This window comes from Neobacillus sp. YX16 (genome assembly GCF_030123505.1).
Taxonomy (GTDB): Bacteria; Bacillota; Bacilli; order Bacillales; family Cytobacillaceae; genus Neobacillus.
In genome coordinates, this window is sequence record NZ_CP126115.1 from 3,283,072 (window position 1) to 3,299,804 (window position 16,733).

General features: G+C 38.1%; 18 protein-coding genes. 14 read left to right on the plus strand and 4 right to left on the minus strand.

Translation table 11 applies throughout. The annotated features are described in order from the left end of the window. Positions 1–2: 2 nt before the first annotated feature. Together QNH48_RS15850 and QNH48_RS15855 are read left to right on the plus strand one after the other, a co-directional pair. Positions 3–1,208, plus strand: a complete 1,206-nt coding sequence (locus tag QNH48_RS15850) for an ornithine--oxo-acid transaminase (protein ID WP_283951043.1) — start codon at positions 3–5, stop codon at positions 1,206–1,208. 58 nt (positions 1,209–1,266) lie between these two features. Beyond that, a complete protein-coding gene (locus QNH48_RS15855) occupies positions 1,267–2,541 on the plus strand; it encodes a Glu/Leu/Phe/Val family dehydrogenase (RefSeq protein ID WP_481858501.1) in 1,275 nt (424 codons plus the stop codon). A 66-nt stretch (positions 2,542–2,607) separates the two neighbouring features. On the opposite strand, the gene QNH48_RS15860 is transcribed toward QNH48_RS15855, so the two are convergent. Next, positions 2,608–3,975, minus strand: coding sequence for an aldehyde dehydrogenase (locus QNH48_RS15860; protein WP_283951045.1), 1,368 nt, complete (start codon positions 3,973–3,975; stop codon positions 2,608–2,610). A gap of 143 nt (positions 3,976–4,118) precedes the next feature. On the opposite strand from QNH48_RS15860, the gene QNH48_RS15865 reads away from it, so the two are divergent. Next, positions 4,119–4,367 carry a hypothetical protein gene (locus QNH48_RS15865; RefSeq protein WP_095246868.1) on the plus strand — a complete coding sequence of 83 codons (249 nt, stop codon included), beginning with the start codon at positions 4,119–4,121 and terminating at the stop codon, positions 4,365–4,367. Positions 4,368–4,534: 167 nt separating this feature from the next. Here QNH48_RS15865 and QNH48_RS15870 read toward each other — a convergent pair whose 3' ends face one another. After that, on the minus strand, positions 4,535–5,134 hold the full coding sequence (locus QNH48_RS15870) for a TetR/AcrR family transcriptional regulator (protein ID WP_283951046.1): 600 nt from the start codon (positions 5,132–5,134) through the stop codon (positions 4,535–4,537). Between the two features lie 228 nt (positions 5,135–5,362). Here QNH48_RS15870 and QNH48_RS15875 point away from each other — a divergent pair, with 228 nt between their 5' ends. The 5 genes from QNH48_RS15875 (at position 5,363) to QNH48_RS15895 (ending at position 9,965) form a co-directional block, all read left to right on the plus strand. Then, positions 5,363–6,499, plus strand: a complete 1,137-nt coding sequence (locus QNH48_RS15875) for a CaiB/BaiF CoA transferase family protein (RefSeq protein ID WP_283951047.1) — start codon at positions 5,363–5,365, stop codon at positions 6,497–6,499. Positions 6,500–6,526: 27 nt separating this feature from the next. Further along, entirely contained in the window at positions 6,527–7,294 is a 768-nt protein-coding gene (locus QNH48_RS15880) for a 3-hydroxyacyl-CoA dehydrogenase (RefSeq protein WP_283951048.1), read from the plus strand. 47 nt (positions 7,295–7,341) lie between these two features. After that, positions 7,342–8,496: a thiolase family protein gene (locus tag QNH48_RS15885; protein ID WP_283951049.1), complete on the plus strand. Its 1,155-nt coding sequence runs from the start codon at positions 7,342–7,344 to the stop codon at positions 8,494–8,496. 90 nt (positions 8,497–8,586) lie between these two features. Next, complete coding sequence (locus QNH48_RS15890; protein WP_283951050.1) at positions 8,587–9,525, plus strand: MBL fold metallo-hydrolase; 939 nt, start codon at positions 8,587–8,589, stop codon at positions 9,523–9,525. A 47-nt stretch (positions 9,526–9,572) separates the two neighbouring features. Continuing rightward, on the plus strand, positions 9,573–9,965 hold the full coding sequence (locus tag QNH48_RS15895) for an acyl-CoA thioesterase (protein ID WP_283951051.1): 393 nt from the start codon (positions 9,573–9,575) through the stop codon (positions 9,963–9,965). 99 nt (positions 9,966–10,064) lie between these two features. Here QNH48_RS15895 and QNH48_RS15900 read toward each other — a convergent pair whose 3' ends face one another. Then, a complete protein-coding gene (locus tag QNH48_RS15900) occupies positions 10,065–10,598 on the minus strand; it encodes a helix-turn-helix domain-containing protein (RefSeq protein WP_283955793.1) in 534 nt (177 codons plus the stop codon). 195 nt (positions 10,599–10,793) lie between these two features. Here QNH48_RS15900 and QNH48_RS15905 point away from each other — a divergent pair, with 195 nt between their 5' ends. From QNH48_RS15905 to trhO, 4 genes are all read left to right on the plus strand, one after another. Continuing rightward, on the plus strand, positions 10,794–11,438 hold the full coding sequence (locus QNH48_RS15905) for an alpha/beta hydrolase (RefSeq protein WP_283951052.1): 645 nt from the start codon (positions 10,794–10,796) through the stop codon (positions 11,436–11,438). A 23-nt stretch (positions 11,439–11,461) separates the two neighbouring features. Next, a complete protein-coding gene (locus QNH48_RS15910; protein ID WP_283951053.1) occupies positions 11,462–11,884 on the plus strand; it encodes a DoxX family protein in 423 nt (140 codons plus the stop codon). A gap of 19 nt (positions 11,885–11,903) precedes the next feature. Next, positions 11,904–12,683, plus strand: coding sequence for a DODA-type extradiol aromatic ring-opening family dioxygenase (locus QNH48_RS15915; RefSeq protein WP_283951054.1), 780 nt, complete (start codon positions 11,904–11,906; stop codon positions 12,681–12,683). A 147-nt stretch (positions 12,684–12,830) separates the two neighbouring features. After that, a complete protein-coding gene (gene trhO, locus QNH48_RS15920) occupies positions 12,831–13,778 on the plus strand; it encodes an oxygen-dependent tRNA uridine(34) hydroxylase TrhO (protein ID WP_283951055.1) in 948 nt (315 codons plus the stop codon). A 42-nt stretch (positions 13,779–13,820) separates the two neighbouring features. Here trhO and QNH48_RS15925 read toward each other — a convergent pair whose 3' ends face one another. Further along, positions 13,821–14,972 (minus strand): glycoside hydrolase family 18 protein, encoded by a 1,152-nt coding sequence (locus QNH48_RS15925; protein WP_283951056.1) that lies wholly within the window; start codon positions 14,970–14,972, stop codon positions 13,821–13,823. A gap of 180 nt (positions 14,973–15,152) precedes the next feature. Here QNH48_RS15925 and QNH48_RS15930 point away from each other — a divergent pair, with 180 nt between their 5' ends. Then, a complete protein-coding gene (locus QNH48_RS15930; RefSeq protein WP_283951057.1) occupies positions 15,153–16,250 on the plus strand; it encodes a metallophosphoesterase in 1,098 nt (365 codons plus the stop codon). A gap of 166 nt (positions 16,251–16,416) precedes the next feature. Beyond that, entirely contained in the window at positions 16,417–16,713 is a 297-nt protein-coding gene (locus QNH48_RS15935; protein ID WP_283951058.1) for a 4a-hydroxytetrahydrobiopterin dehydratase, read from the plus strand. Positions 16,714–16,733 lie beyond the last annotated feature (20 nt).

A 16,733-nucleotide genomic window follows, 5' to 3' on the forward strand; every position in this document is an offset into this window, starting at 1 on the left:
AAGTGAATACTACTACTTTAAATAAAACAACAGAAATTATTGAGCAAACACAAAAATTTGGTGCTAATAACTATCATCCACTTCCAATCGTAGTATCTAAGGCAGAGGGAGTATGGGTGGAAAATCCAGAAGGAAACCGCTATATGGATATGCTAAGTGCCTATTCTGCGGTAAACCAAGGACACCGTCATCCTAAAATTATTCAAGCATTAAAAGACCAAGCTGATAAAGTAACGTTAACTTCACGTGCTTTCCATAATGACCAGCTTGGTCCTTGGTATGAAAAAATTTGTAAATTAACGAACAAAGAAATGGCCCTTCCAATGAATACTGGTGCGGAAGCAGTTGAAACAGCCATTAAAGCTGCACGCCGCTGGGGCTATGATGTAAAAGGAATAGCTGAGAATCAAGCTGAAATTATTGCTTGTACAGGTAACTTCCATGGTCGGACGATGGGGGCTGTTTCATTATCTTCTGATCCTGAATATAAGCGCGGTTTTGGTCCAATGCTACCAGGAATTAAGCTAATTCCTTATGGAGATCTTGAAGCATTAAAAGCAGCCATCACACCTAATACGGCAGCATTCTTGATTGAACCGATTCAAGGAGAAGCAGGAATCATTTTACCTCCGGATGGATTCTTAAAAACAGCGTCTGACTTATGTAAAGAAAACAATGTATTATTTATTGCAGATGAAATTCAAGTTGGCCTAGCGCGTACTGGAAAAATGTTTGCCACAGAATGGGAAGAAGTTAACCCTGACATGTTAATTCTAGGAAAAGCGCTTGGTGGCGGAGTATTCCCGATTTCTTGTGTTGTTGCCAATTCCGATGTATTGGGAGTATTTAATCCAGGTTCACATGGTTCTACTTTCGGAGGAAATCCACTCGCTTGTGCCGTATCACTTGCAGCTTTAGAAGTGATTGAGGAAGAAAAACTTGCGGAACGTTCACTTGAATTAGGTACGTATTTCCTTGAACAATTAAAAACGATTAAAAATCCTAAGATTAAAGAAATTAGAGGCAGAGGTTTATTTATCGGTGTAGAACTAACAGAAGAAGCAAGACCATACTGCGAGCAACTAAAAGAAGAGGGCTTATTATGTAAAGAAACACATGATACCGTTATTCGCTTCGCGCCCCCGCTTATCATTACGAAGGAAGAAATTGATTGGGCAGTTGAGAAAATCACAAAGGTTTTAGCTTAAGAACTATATTTCCATATTACTAAACTAAGAGGTGTCAGGCATGTCTGTTAAGACTGTGATGAATGAATTGTCAAAAGAACAGCAAAAGGAAAAAGAATCTTTAAACTTATACTACTCTACCCAAACGGTCATACAAGAAGCATTAACGAAGTTAGGCTACAATAGCGAAATGTATGAATTATTAAAAGAACCGATTCGTTTATTAACCGTCAGAATTCCGGTTCGAATGGATGATGGCACGGTAAAAGTATTTACCGGATATCGTTCACAGCATAATGATGCGGTTGGACCAACTAAGGGCGGTGTTCGCTTTCATCCTGATGTGGATGAAGCGGAGGTAAAAGCCTTATCGATTTGGATGAGTTTAAAGTGTGGGATAACTAACCTTCCTTATGGTGGCGGTAAAGGCGGTATCATCTGTGACCCAAGAAAGATGTCTTTCAGAGAGCTTGAGAGATTAAGTCGAGGTTATGTTCGTGCGATTAGTCAGATTGTTGGGCCAACAAAAGATATTCCTGCACCGGATGTTTATACCAACTCACAAATAATGGCATGGATGATGGATGAATATAGTCGTATCCGTGAGTTTGACTCGCCAGGATTTATTACTGGTAAACCTCTTGTATTAGGTGGCTCTCATGGACGTGAAACCGCAACTGCCCGTGGTGTGACTATGTGTATAAACGAAGCGGTTAAGAAAAAAGGAAAAGAGTTAAAAGGATCTCGCGTGGTTATACAAGGTTTTGGAAACGCAGGCAGCTACTTAGCTAAATTTATGCATGACGCTGGAGCAAAGGTTGTCGCTGTTTCCGATGTTTACGGCGGAGTTTATGATCCAGACGGACTTGATATCAATTATTTACTTGATAGAAGAGATAGTTTCGGTACATTCTCTCAGCTATTTACAGACACAATCAGCAACAAGGAATTACTAGAATTAGAATGTGATATTCTTGTACCTGCTGCGATTTCGAACCAAATCACTGAAGAGAATGCAGCTAACATAAAAGCGGGTATTATAGTTGAAGCGGCAAATGGACCGACCACTCTTAAAGCTACTAAGCTTTTAACAGAGCGGGGAGTTCTTCTTGTTCCGGATATTCTTGCAAGTGCAGGCGGGGTTACGGTTTCTTATTTTGAATGGGTGCAAAACAATCAGGGTTACTATTGGTCTGAAGAAGAGGTCATGGAAAAGCTTGAGAAGGTAATGGTTAGTTCTTTTGACACGATTTATCAACAGTCTCAGACACATCAAGTTGATATGCGTTTAGCAGCTTATATGGTTGGAATAAAGAAAGTAGCAGAAGCATCCCAATTCAGAGGTTGGGTTTAATATAAAACTATTAAGATACTCTACAAAAGCCTTGCAGAATGTAATCTGCAAGGCTTTAATCCGCAATTATTTAATAAAGCGTTTAATTTGTTTTAGTGCATCTTTACGATTTGGATATCTAAATGGTAAATCAAAGGTAGTCGTTTGTTTTAAGATACTTTTATGGTGGGAGAAGACATCGAAGCTTCCTCTGCCATGGTAGGCGCCAATTCCACTTTCACCTACACCTCCAAATGGAAGATAGGGTGAACTAAGGTGCATAACGGTATCGTTTATACATCCTCCGCCAAACGAGATAGAGTCTAAAATGGTTCCTTGGAACTCTTTGCTTTCAGAGAAAATATAAAGAGCCAAAGGTTTAGGGTGTTCATTTATTTTATGAATCATGGTTGCTTCATTATCGTATTCAAGGACAGGGAGGACAGGGCCGAAAATTTCCTCCTGCATCACAGGGTCATCCCAAGTGACTCCGCCAAGGACTGTCGGCTCAATTGTAAGAGTATCGATAGAATAATTGCCGCCATGAAGGATTTCTCCGCTCGAGAGTAAGCCGGTCACACGATTAAAATGACGTTCAGAGACGATTCTCGTAAATTCACCATTTTTGACGATATCTTCATAAAGCTCATTAATACTTTCTTTGAAGGTTTTAATAAATTCTTCCTTAATGTCTTTGTGTACGTATAAATAATCAGGGGCTACACATGTTTGACCAGCATTGATAAACTTGCCCCAGGCTATTCGTTTTGCTGCTAATTTAAGATTCGCATCATGATGAACGATGCAAGGACTTTTTCCTCCTAGTTCAAGAGTAACAGGAGTTAAGTGTTTTGCAGCCGCTTCCATAATGACCCTACCTACAGAAACACTTCCAGTAAAGAAGATATAATCGAATTTTTCTTTTAATAAGGTCTGAGTGGTATCGGCGTCACCTTGGACAACGGATACGTATTCTTGTGGAAAGGTTTTATTGATAAGCTCTGCCATGAGCCTTGACGTTTCTGGTGTTAGTTCAGAGGGTTTTAGTACAGCACAATTTCCCGCTGAAATGGCACCAATAAGAGGAGCAATGGCTAATTGTAAAGGATAATTCCAAGGAGATATGATCAATGCCACCCCATAAGGCTCAGAATATATATATCCCTTAGATCCCATTTGGGTTAGGGCTGTTTTAACTTTTTTAGGCTGAGTCCATTCTCTAATATGTTTGAGAGTAAAGCGAATCTCCTCAAGTAAAATTCCCATTTCGCTAATATAAGAGTCAAAGTCACTCTTATTTAAATCCTTTTTAAGTGCTGCCATTATTTCCGTTTCATGCGAGCGAATCATGTTTCCTAATGAAGTTAATGCTTCTATTCGGAATGAAATATCTTTTGTTTTTCCAGATAGATAAAAATCCCGCTGTTCTTTCAATAAATGACTAAAACCTTCCATACTCACACCTCCCTCAAAGATAATGATATTCTATCACATCTTATTTTAATAACCAGATTTGAATGAGGCTAAATGGAATATTTTTGTATGAATAAAAATAATCGGAGAATACTATGACTAAATACTTGCGAAGGAGATAGCAAATGTCTATTGAAACAGGAATGAAATATCAAATATCTCAGAATATAAAAGGGAATTTTAATTCTGCAGATTCATTAACGGTTACGACAAACAATGGGATAACGATTCAATTTACACTTGATGATGGTAAAGGACATGGGTCAATGCCACTGGATCATTTAAACTATTTATTAAAGCGATCCAATCTTACCCCGATTACATCTAACAAAAGAGTACTATTAAATCCAGAGAATGAAGAAAAAATAGGTTGAGCGAGTAAACCCTCCATGTATGCCATGGAGGGTTTAGTTTGGAGTGACCAAAGAGCATGTAGAAAAAGCATTTGGGTCAATGAAGGCAGGCTGGATTAACCGAAAATCAAAATGAACACATTTTCAGTCACTCCAGCAAATTCACATCAAAAAAAAGTAGATAAATTTTACTTTTTATCTACCAGTAGCATTTTTAATAAGTATGAAGCATAGGCTTCAGAAATTTCTTCTGCACTTTGAGGACCATTTTGATCATACCATTCTTGAATCCAGTTGAGTGCTCCTAAAATAATTAGACGTACCATTCTTACATCCACATGATTAAACACTTGTTTATCAATACCCTCATGAATAATTCTATCAAAATATTGAGAGTAACTTTTTCTTAACTTGAGGACTTCCTTAAGTTGGTCATCAGAGAAATTATGATTTGGCTTTGATAGAGCCATGAACATTGATTTTTCACTAGTAGCCAGTAGAATATGTTCTTTAATTGCGCTTCTTACCTTTTCGACTGGAGTCAGATCACTATCGATAACATTCTCAATTCCATCAAGACAAATCTCCATAATCATTAAATGACATTGATACAGAAGGTCATCCTTATTTTTAAAATAATAATACATTGAACCTTTTGTCATGAGAAGTTTGGCGGCAATTTCTTCCATCGTCGTCCCTTGGTATCCTTTTTCAATAAGAACGGCCGCAGCAGAACGAAGGATTTCCTGCTTTTTTTTCGCCATTTTCTGCGCTCTAAAAGAAGACATGATTTAACCTCCTACCCTATCAAACTCGTAATCTGTATATACTTTTCAACTATTAGTTATTTTTTACCCTTTGTTTAAATATAGGTCAGCTATTATGAAAAATCAACGGAATTTAAACATAGGTTCAAAAAATAAATCCATTGTAAAATTTTAAGAAAATTGCTATTATTTAAAATAGAGATGTAAACGGTGTCATACAAGGTATTTTGTTAGTAAGGAGATGATAGTTTGTTACCTCTTGAAGGTATTCGAGTCCTTGACCTTACAAGGCTTCTTCCTGGGCCCTATTGCTCATTATTACTAGCTGATTACGGTGCAGATGTGATAAAGGTGGAAGATCCTAAAAGCGGGGATTATGCCCGCTGGTACGAGCCAAAGGTAAACGATGATCAAAGTGCTATGTTTATCTCACTAAATCGCAATAAACGCAGCATTACACTAGACCTTAAAGACGAAAAGGATAAAGATGCTTTTATTTCTTTAATTAAAACTGCGGATGTCCTGATTGAATCATTCCGTCCAGGTGTTATGGATCGGCTAGGGCTTGGGTTTGAGGAATTAAAGGTACATAATCCAAAACTGATTTATTGTGCGATAACCGGTTATGGCCAATCTGGTCCATACGCAAAAGAGGCAGGGCACGATATAAATTTCTTGAGTTACTCAGGACTTTTACATTTGCAAGGCGCTCCGAATGAAAAACCACTTATCCCATCCGTTCAAATTGGTGATATTGGAGGGGGAGCGTTGATGGCTGCTATTGGTATCCTACTTGCTATCATCGATGCAAAGAAATCTAACACCGGGCAGTTTGTAGATATCTCGATGCTTGATGGTGCACTTTCATGGATGCATACGATTCTGCCAAACTATTGGACTTCCGGTGAGAAGCCAAATCGCGGGGAACTGACCTTAAACGGCGGGAAAGCATGTTATGAGATTTATAGAACAAAAGACAATCGATACATTTCCGTTGGAGCACTTGAATATAAGTTTTGGAAGAATTTTTGTAAGGTTATCGGTATGGAAGTACTGATAGAACAACTAGATGAACCCCAAGAACAGCAGCGCTTAATGAAGCAGGAAGTTCAAGCAGCCATCCATCAAAAAACATTAGAAGAATGGCTCAAGCTTTTTGAGGGTATTGATGCCTGTGTCTCCCCAGTCTTAACTCCAGAAGAACTCGCAGATCATCCACAAATTAAACATCGTCAAATGATTGAAGATATCACACATCCAGAAGTGGGAGTAATCAAACAAATAGGAAATCCTATAAAACTATCAAATTCAACTGTTCGTACAAGACGGCATGCACCTGGACTTGGGGAACATACAAAGGAAATTTTGAAGGACCTAGGTTATTAGAATGATCATGAGAAAGGGGATAGGAATATGAGAATACAAGATTCCATTGCTTTGGTAACGGGTGGTGCTTCGGGACTTGGAGAAGCAACTGTCCGAAATATTGTGAAGAACGGCGGAAAAGCCGCTATTCTTGACCTCTCTGAAGAAAGAGGCACAAGGTTAGCAGAAGAATTAGGGGAGAATGCTGTTTTCTACAAAACAAATGTAACGAGCGAGGAAGATGTTCAAAATGCCATCAATGCTGCCATTGCTCAATTTGGCAGCATTAACACGGTGGTGAATTGTGCAGGTATTGCAGTTGCTGAAAAAACAGTAGGCAGAAATCAAGCACATAGTTTTGATAATTTTAAAAAGGTAATTGAAATTAATTTAATTGGCACGTTTAACGTCATTCGCCTTGCTGCTGCCCAAATGGTGAATAATTCGCCGAATCAAGAAGGAGAAAGAGGAGTGATCATCAATACCGCCTCTGTTGCAGCCTTTGATGGTCAAATTGGTCAGGCTGCTTACAGTGCCTCTAAGGGCGGTGTTGTAGGAATGACATTGCCAATTGCCCGCGACTTAGCGAAGTCTGGCATTAGAGTCATGACCATCGCACCGGGATTAATTGAAACACCACTTTTTGGTTCATTGTCTGAACAGGCTAAAGCCGCCTTGGAAACGCAGGTTCCATTCCCATCAAGACTTGGACGCCCATCTGAATATGCTCAATTAACTCAGTCTATCATCGAAAATGTCATGCTTAATGGCGAAACCATCCGATTAGATGGCGCCATTCGTATGGCACCAAGATAAATCAACATTTTATATAAAAAATATTAAACAAATTGGAGGAAGATAAAATGCGTGAAGTTGTGATTGTAGAAGGTGTTCGGACACCGGTTGGAAAAAGAAAAGGACTATTGAGTTCAGTTCGTCCAGATGAACTGGCAGCAAAGGTATTAAAAGAATTAGTAAATCGTGCTGGCATTTCTCCAGGAATCGTGCAGGACGTAATCTTAGGCTGTGTTTCCCAGGTGGAAGAACAAGGCCTGAATATTGCGCGTACTGCAACACTAATGGCAGACTTTCCGATCCATGTACCAGCAACTACATTAGATCGTCAGTGCGGATCTGGCCAGCAAGCGATTCACTTTGCTTCCCAAGCCATTCTCAGTGGCGATATGGATATCGTCATTGCAGGCGGAGTAGAAAGTATGACACGTGTTCCACTAGGTTCAACTCGTAAGCAATCAGGCTGGAGTGAAACTCTTACTTCAAAATATGAAATGATTCACCAAGGCTTATCTGCGGAAAGAATTGCAGATCAATGGGGATTTACCCGCACTCAGTTAGATGGATTTTCAGTTGAAAGCCATAATCGTGCTCTAATAGCACAAGAAGAAGGTAGATTTGACAGAGAGATTATGCCTTTAGAAGTGACTATAGAGGATGGTAGAACGGTGGTAGTGAAGCAGGATGAAGGACCTCGTAAGGGTTCCACTGTAGAAAAGTTGTCCACGCTTAAAACAGTCTTTAAAGAAGATGGAAAAATTCATGCAGGAAACGCCAGCCAAATGAGTGACGGTGCTGCAGCTGTTTTATTAATGTCTCGGGAAAAAGCGGAGGAATTAGGTCTTAAACCGCGATTCCGTATTGTTGCCCGTTCCGTAGTAGGATCTGATCCAACATTAATGCTGACTGGTCCAATTGAGGCGACTAGACAGGTTTTAGCCAAAGCTGGTCTAACAATTGACGATATGGACACCTACGAAGTAAACGAAGCGTTTGCTCCAGTACCAATGTGCTGGTTAGAAGAGATTAAGGCTGATCCAAAGAAATTAAATCCAAATGGAGGAGCCATTGCCCTGGGACATCCACTAGGTGCGACTGGTGCAAAATTGATGATTTCAATGATGCATGAATTAGAAAGAACAGGCGGCCGTTATGGATTACAGGCAATTTGTGAAGGCGGCGGTATGGCAAACGGAACAATTATTGAAAGAATAATTGAGTGAGAATAGGTGGGGAATAAGCAGCAAAAGAGTTTTTTTGCTGCTTATTTCTTTTTACAGATTACTAGAAAATTAGGGAGAGGAGAAGTTTTTTTGTTTAAGGATATAGGTGTAACACAAGTCACCATCCCGCTGCCGTTTCGGCTAAATCATGTAAATTGCTTTATAGCAGAAGGTGCTAGAGGATGGACCATCATTGATGCAGGATTAAATAATGAAGTATCGAGGGATATTTGGAGACCTATCATAGAAAAACATGATGTTACTGACATCATTCTAACGCATTACCATCCCGACCATTTTGGGTATGCCGGTTCCCTCCAGCAGCTTACAAATGCAGAGGTGTGGATGTCCGAAATTGACACAGAAGCTGGATTAACCTATTGGGAACCAGAATCTATAAATGTTGTAAATGTCAACTATGACAGGTGCGGCCTTCCTGAAAATTTATCTCAGGTGTTAACCACTGATGAAAAAAGCTTTAACGCGCAAGTAAAACCTTACCCAACCATTCAACACTACCTGGAGGAAGGGATGAAAATCGTATTCGGCAAATACGAATATGAAGTTATTTTTACACCGGGACATTCTGATGGGTTAATTACTTTGTTTAATAAAGAGAATAGTATCCTCTTTTCAACCGATCATATATTACCAAGAATTTCTCCAAATATTTCATACTGGTTCCGTGGTAATCGAAATCCATTACAATCCTTTATGACATCTTTGGGAAAAATTAAATCATTGGAGGTTGACTGTGTGATTCCTTCTCATGGAAAGCCATTTAGAAATGCCAATCAAAGAATTGAAGAATTATTGGAACATCATCTTGAAAGAATAGCGGAGACGTATGATGCTATTAAACAGCCAGCAACCATCTACGAGGTTAATCAACAGTTATTTCGAAACTTGAATGTTCATGAAACTCGCTTTGCTGTTGGAGAAACACTTGCTCACTTGGAGTATTTATATTTAAACAACCAATGTGAAAAATTTCTTCAGGATGGTACATGGTATTACCAGGGGTTATAATTTTATACTTTGCATTGTGGTTCAGAGGTTTTGTCAGGAGGTCAGGTATGGAAACTATTTTTACACTTCAAACACAAAAAGAAGATATAGATTCATTAGGACATGTAAATAATTGTAGATACGTTAAATTTTTGGAGGAAGCACGGGTAAATTGGTATGAAAAATGCGGTTTATCTTTAAATGACTTTCAAGAAATGAGTATTGGAACGGTTGTTTTAAAAATGGAGGTTTTGTACTTAAAGGAAGCAACATTAGGAGATACTTTAAAAGTTATTACCCGTCCAGAATATTTAGGTAATACTAGTTTTGTATTAAAACAGGATATTTATAATCAATTTGAAGAACATATTACAGATGCTAAAGTTACTATGGTAATGTTTGATACATTATTAAGAAAAAGTATTAAAGTTATCGATCAATTCGCTCAGTATTTTAAATAATTTTAAATTTATAAACAGAGCATTTTTTGAAATAAATGCTCTGTTTAACTGAAGTATTATTTATTTATTTATTTATTCCCACTGAAGAAATATCGCTCGTTAATCCCTAAACTCTGTATTAGTATAAACAGCTATTAAAACTACCGCTTTACAATCCCCGATATTTTTCACTGTATGTGGAACACTTGCATTCCAGCTGAAGGAGTCACCTTCTTCTAAGATAACAGATTCTTCCCCTTGCTCTGCTAAAACTTTCCCTTCTAGCACTAAATGACATTCTTCCCCTTCATGCGCATGGGCGTCTCCAATAGAAGCACCCGGTGGAAACTCTACACTTCTTATGCTCAAACCACCCATTGAAGAAATGGTTTCAATTTTTAGCTGATTAAACGTAGTCATAGTCCTTGCGTCTTTCCTGACCACGCGTAAATGTTGTTTTTTTTCTAATAATAAGTAAGGTAAAGGTACTTCTAAATAGCCGGCAATGGTTTGCAGCGTACTTATGGATGGGGAGGTGTTATTGTTTTCTACATTACTGATGAACCCTTTTGAAAGGCCAGTCCCTTCACACATTTGAGCAATTGTGATTTTTTTTCGATTTCTAATGGCTCGAATTTTTGCGCCGATATCCAGTTTAATCACCCTTTATAGTTTCCTAATATAGAACATATTTATATATTAGCAAAAATATCATTGACAATCCAACTAAAACGCTGTTATCCTATAAGCAACAAATATTCATGTGGAGAAACATTTAATTTTTTTGTGAATATGTTTCTTAATATGAATCTTTATTAACTATAAATATACACAGAAAGGATGATATATATGAATGCACCAATGATTTATGAGTTGCGCCGTCCAAAACACATCGACCCAGAAAAAAAATATCCTGCGTTGTTTGTTATGCATGGAATCGGCAGTAATGAGCAAAACATGCTGTCTTTGGTAAATGGGTTGGAAGAACAGTTTTACATTTTTAGTATTCGTGGTAATCTCTCGCAGCCTCCAGGTTTTGCGTACTTCACGATTCAAGGCTATGGCAAACCACACCGAGAAGTGTTTGATGAAGGTGTAAGTAAGCTGACAAGCTTTATTGACTATGCTTGCGAACAGTATCCGCTTGATACATCTCATTTATACTTGTTAGGGTTTAGCCAAGGTGCGATTTTAGCGATGACACTTGGATTGACGTTAGGAAGTAAAATAAAAGGCATTGTTGCTTTAAGTGGTTACATTCCTGCTTTCGTAAAAGAAGAATATACAATCATGCCTGTGGATGAAGTATCACTATTTATCTCACACGGGGAAATGGATCAAGTTCTTCCATACGAATGGGGAGTCGCCAATAACGAATATTTTCGCCAATTAGGTGCAAATGTTACATTTAACACCTACCCAGAAGGACATAGTGTTTCTTTGAAAAACCTTCAAGATTTTACGAACTGGTTATTACAAAATATAGAAAACTAATTTATTTAAGGAGAGGTAGAAAAATGATGAAAAAATTTGAGGCAAGTACATTAATTATACGTTTAGTATTAGGGGTTACGTTTTTTGTTCATGGGTTAGTGAAGTTCCAAGGCGGAATTGAAAATATTGTTGGCTGGTTTGATTCAATCGGCTTGCCAGGTTCCCTTGCTTATGGCGTTGCTCTGTTAGAAATGGTTGGAGGACTTGCTTTAGTGGTTGGTTTAGGCAGCAGAATAGTATCAGCATTATTTGTATTTATGTTGCTTGGAGCGACGGTCAAAGTGAAATTAGCTGGCGGCTTTTTAGGAAATGGTCAAGGTGCTGGCTGGGAATTAGATTTAGCACTACTAGTTATGGCATTATTTATTGCGATTAACGACAGTAAAATGTTTGCTTTAGATAAAGTTCTTTTCAAAGGTCAAAAAAACGAAGCAAAATCACTTTAATATAGGAGGGGTTCATATAATGATGCCATCACTCTTTATTGCTCATGGTGCACCATTGCTTGCGATTGAAAACAATGAGTATACTCAATTTTTAAATCAGCTGGGACAGTCTTTACCTCGTCCCAAGGCCATAGTTTTATTTTCAGCCCATTGGGAGTCTAGAGCACAAAAAGTAAGTGAAGTAGACCAATATGACACCATTTATGATTTCGGTGGATTCGATCCAGCGCTCTATACCATTAAATATCCAGCTAAAGGTTCACAGGTAATCTCGAATGAAATTATTGATTTGTTCAAAGAAAATGGTATCCCTTTTGACGTAGAGACAAAACGCGGCTTGGATCATGGTGCTTGGGTGGTGCTTCGCTTACTTTACCCAAATGCAGAGGTTCCTGTCATAGCGATGTCTGTTAACCCTGCTCTTACTCCGGAAGAACAATATAAAATTGGAAAATCACTGGCTGCATTACGTGCTAAGGATTTTTTAATTATTGGCAGCGGGGGAACTGTTCATAATTTGCGAGCTGTAAATTTTGCAGACAATGGGCAAATTGATCAATGGGCAATGGAGTTTGATGATTGGTTAGCCCATCATCTTCATACGTGGGACACGGATTCATTGTTTAAGTATGATTCACTTGCTCCGAATGCACAATATGCTGTACCTCCATATGGAAATGAACACTTCGTTCCAATTTTTTACGCAATGGGAGCAGCAGATGATAACAAAAAAGCGAAACTATTACACCGTAGTTTCCGATATGGGAACCTAAGTCATAGCGTATGGCAATTTAGTTGATAGCCAAAAATAACACTAACTCAGCGTTAGTGTTATTTTTTTATAAAGTTAGAATAATTCTTATCAATTGAAATATATGTAGGATTATTGATATAATAATTCGGTTATTAATATAAGTAATGTATAAAAGTTAATAAGGTGGTATATATGAATCAAGAATTTAGAGTTTTATTATATTATAAATATGTCACGATAGAAAATCCTGAAGAAGTGCAGCAAGAGCATCTTGAGTTTTGTAATGAGTTAGGTTTAAAGGGCAGGATTATTATTGCTGCAGAAGGTATTAACGGTACGGTGTCAGGTACACCTGAGCAAACGGACGCTTATATGAAATGGATGGATGAGCACCCGCTATTTGCAGGTACCATCTTTAAAATTGATGAAGCAATTGAGCATGTTTTCAAAAAAATGCGTGTTCGTCTTCGTCCTGAGCTTGTTACATTACGTCTAGAAGACGATGTTGATCCTCATGTTACAACAGGAAAGCACTTAAAACCGAAAGAGTTTTTCGAAGCTATGCAAAGAGAAGATACTGTTGTGATTGATGCTCGAAATGACTATGAATACGATTTAGGTCATTTTAGAGGCGCTGTTCGCCCGGATATTTTGAATTTCCGTGATCTTCCAGATTGGATTCGAGAAAATAAAGAAGAATTTGAAGGCAAAAAAATTCTTACCTATTGTACGGGTGGAATTCGTTGTGAAAAATTTTCAGGCTGGCTGCTAAATGAAGGCTTTGAAGATGTATCACAATTAGAAGGCGGAATTGTAACGTACGGAAAAGACCCAGAAGTTCAAGGAGAATTATGGGATGGTCAGCTCTATGTGTTTGATGAGCGTATCAGCGTCCCTGTAAATCAAAAGGAGCATGTGGTTGTCGGGAAGGATTATTTTACCGGGGAGCCTTGTGAGCGTTATGTAAACTGTGCAAATCCTGAGTGTAACAAAAAGATTCTTTGTTCTGAGGAGAATGAACACCGTCATTTACGCAGCTGTTCACATGAATGCAGAACACATCCACGAAATCGTTATGTTGCTCAGCATGGATTAACGGAAGAAGAAGTTAATGAAAGATTACTGAACCTACAAGCATAAAAGAAAGGCTGCAAACTCAAGATAAGAGTGTGCAGCCTTTTATTATTTCTTTGTGAGAACATCACTTGTTTTTGAAAGTTCATCAAATATCACTGTTGTTAAGCTGTAAGCTCCCTTGCTGTCGTGTCCAGCTTCCCACAGCATCATCCCGCCAAAGCCGTGACCAAGTGCTAAATTCGTTTTCTTTTTAATCGTTTCAACACCATTATAATGATATGTCGTTCCGTTCATACTCACTGTATCATTGGCAGCATTTGCTGGGTCTTTATTGATAATTGCAGAATATGAAACTTGTTTAATAGCAGGGTCTTCAGGCTGAGCATAAAAAGGAACTCCTAAAACAAGCTTTTCTTTCGGCAGATTGTTTTGATCAAACAAATTAGCCCAATAGTTTACGATTTTCTCTGTAAATGGATAAGGAGATAAATTGGCAGCATTATAACCGCCATCCCACTGACCGTCATAGGCCATAATATTCACATGATCAACATGCTGGAAAGTTGAAGGCTCATAAACAATAAAACCCATTTCGGTGCCTGTCACCGCATGAATTTTTGCATAAACGGCAATAGATAGCTCTTTCCCTTTTGGATGAAGCTGATCACTTAGCTCTTTAGCAAATGCTGCCAAGTTTGCGGCATCTGCTTTTGAACGAGGATGTTCGAAATCGATATCGATACCGTCAAGATGTTCACGGTCTACAATACCTGTAAGTTCGTGCACGAGCTTTGTTCTAGAATCAGGATTGCTGATGGCTGCTTTAAATGGCTCGTAGGATTCCCCTCCATTTATATGAAACCAGCCGCCTACCGCTAAGATTACTTTTGTATTGTGTTTGTTAGCTTCCTTAACCATTGCTCTTAAATTATTGATGGCTGAATCACCATTTAGTAATATCCCTCCATCAGGTGTTGGGTGAGCAAACGAGAAGATTGCATGTGTTAACTTTGAATAATCAACTACCTTCGGATCACGAAAATCCTGTACATAACCCAATAACACTTTAGATTCCTCTAAACTCTCCTCTGGAATTGCTTTTTCTTCGAGGGTTTTATTTGATTCTGGAGCTTTTTCTATTTTAAGCGGTTTCGACGCTTGTTCTGTATTATTTTTTGAATATAAGACTCCTGTGAAAATTCCCCCTGTAAAGGTAAGTAAGATTACCAGGGTTAGGAGGATTTTGCTTTTCTTCATAGATTGTATTCCTCCCTACTATTCTCTGACTTTAAAATTGTATCAAAAAATGAGAGGAAGAAGTGATGGTAATATCCGCCTTGCAAATAAATGGTAAACTGGAGACCAAATTTATTGTTAATTAAGCTCAAATATTGTCTAATGGTAGTAAGACTTCTAGTGTAAAGGAGATTCACTTCTGTGTGGGCTGTTGGAATAGGAATTATCTTACTATATAATTTATTGATTTTTTATATTGGGTACAATATTTGGGTATGGTTAAAAGACATTAGTGGAGATCGAAAGAGTATAAAAATTATTTTCTGGGTTGTACTGGTAATTTTCGCATATTCTTTTGTTTTTTCACGATGGTTAGATGAGAGTTTATTTTTGACTTGGCTTGGTGCAGCGTGGTTGTCGTTATTTTACTTTTTAATAATGCTGCTCCCCTTAGCCAATATAGCCGTATTTTTAAGAAGATTTACAAATATCCAGAAAGAAAAGTTTGTTAAAAGGACAGGATACACCGTACTTGTTGTGATTGTTTGCTCCTTCTTTTTCGGAATGTTTAATGCTTACAGTCCTAAAGCGAAAACATATCAGATTAATATACCGAAGCAGGTAGAAGGGAAACAAAGCATGAAAATTATCATGGCTTCTGATATGCATTTTGGGGATTTATCCGGAAGTGGACAGGCAAAGAAATTAGTGGAGTACATCAATAATCAACAACCAGATTTAGTCCTCTTTCCAGGGGATATTATCGATGACGATATTACACCTTTTCTTGAAGAAGGTATTCCAGATATTCTAAAACAAATCGAAGCGCCTGTGTATGCTTCCTTAGGAAATCATGATCGTGATGAGGTAGACTTAGTAAAGGTTTTTAATAACAGTGGAATGAAGGTTTTAGATGATGAGGTGCTGAACCTTCCTGAAGGGATTGTTCTTGTGGGCAGAAAAGACCGAGGATATCAGGATGTTGTTAGAGCTGAGCTTCCCGCATTAATGAAGCAGGTCGATGTTAAGAAACCCGTGTTTCTGCTAGAACACCAGCCTTATGATTTAGATATCGCTGAAAAAAATGGAGTGGACCTGATTCTCTCAGGTCACACACATCGAGGCCAGGTTGCACCAGGAAACTTGATTACCAACATGATATTTGAAAATGATTGGGGGTATCTGAAGAAAGGGGAACTGCAATCGATTGTTTCATCGGGTTATGGTGTTTGGGGACTGCCACTCCGAATTGGAACACGTTCAGAAATCGTTCAAATCGATGTAACGTTTAAACCATAATGTACAAGAAAAAATCCAGCTGAAATCAGTTGGATTTTTTCTTGTTTAATAAATTGCTAACAGATTGTCAGTGTTTTTTTATAATAACTTGAATACTATTAATTGATGACTGTATATTGGAATCTTAAATATGTAAGCGCTTTATTTATGTAAAGGAGTGAAGAAAATGGATAAATTAACCCCTGCTGAGGTTCAAGAAAAGTTATCCTCTGTTCCTGAATGGAGATTAACCGATGAAAAATGGATTGAACGAAAGTATCGTTTTCGAGACTATCTAATAGGAATTGTTTTTGTACAGCAAGTGGCTAATCTTTCTGAGCAGGTTAACCACCATCCATTTATTTCAATAGACTATAAGGTCGTTACATTAAGGATTTCCTCATGGAACGCAAGGGGTCTAACAGCTTTAGATTTTGAATTAGCTGCAAAATATGATGAATTTTTTCTACAAACGAAAAGTTAATTTTCTCTAGAGGGAGAGGT

Bases quoted from the DNA above. Each gene is read 5' to 3' on its own strand.
- QNH48_RS15880 (WP_283951048.1), top strand. From the start codon at position 6,527: ATGAGAATACAAGATTCCATTGCTTTGGTAACGGGTGGTGCTTCGGGA.
- QNH48_RS15935 (WP_283951058.1), top strand. From the start codon at position 16,417: ATGGATAAATTAACCCCTGCTGAGGTTCAAGAAAAGTTATCCTCTGTT.
- trhO (WP_283951055.1), top strand. From the start codon at position 12,831: ATGAATCAAGAATTTAGAGTTTTATTATATTATAAATATGTCACGATA.
- QNH48_RS15910 (WP_283951053.1), top strand. From the start codon at position 11,462: ATGATGAAAAAATTTGAGGCAAGTACATTAATTATACGTTTAGTATTA.
- QNH48_RS15870 (WP_283951046.1), bottom strand. From the start codon at position 5,134: ATGTCTTCTTTTAGAGCGCAGAAAATGGCGAAAAAAAAGCAGGAAATC.
- QNH48_RS15915 (WP_283951054.1), top strand. From the start codon at position 11,904: ATGATGCCATCACTCTTTATTGCTCATGGTGCACCATTGCTTGCGATT.
- QNH48_RS15855 (WP_481858501.1), top strand. From the start codon at position 1,267: ATGAATGAATTGTCAAAAGAACAGCAAAAGGAAAAAGAATCTTTAAAC.
- QNH48_RS15895 (WP_283951051.1), top strand. From the start codon at position 9,573: ATGGAAACTATTTTTACACTTCAAACACAAAAAGAAGATATAGATTCA.
- QNH48_RS15865 (WP_095246868.1), top strand. From the start codon at position 4,119: ATGTCTATTGAAACAGGAATGAAATATCAAATATCTCAGAATATAAAA.
- QNH48_RS15905 (WP_283951052.1), top strand. From the start codon at position 10,794: ATGAATGCACCAATGATTTATGAGTTGCGCCGTCCAAAACACATCGAC.
- QNH48_RS15885 (WP_283951049.1), top strand. From the start codon at position 7,342: ATGCGTGAAGTTGTGATTGTAGAAGGTGTTCGGACACCGGTTGGAAAA.
- QNH48_RS15925 (WP_283951056.1), bottom strand. From the start codon at position 14,972: ATGAAGAAAAGCAAAATCCTCCTAACCCTGGTAATCTTACTTACCTTT.
- QNH48_RS15860 (WP_283951045.1), bottom strand. From the start codon at position 3,975: ATGGAAGGTTTTAGTCATTTATTGAAAGAACAGCGGGATTTTTATCTA.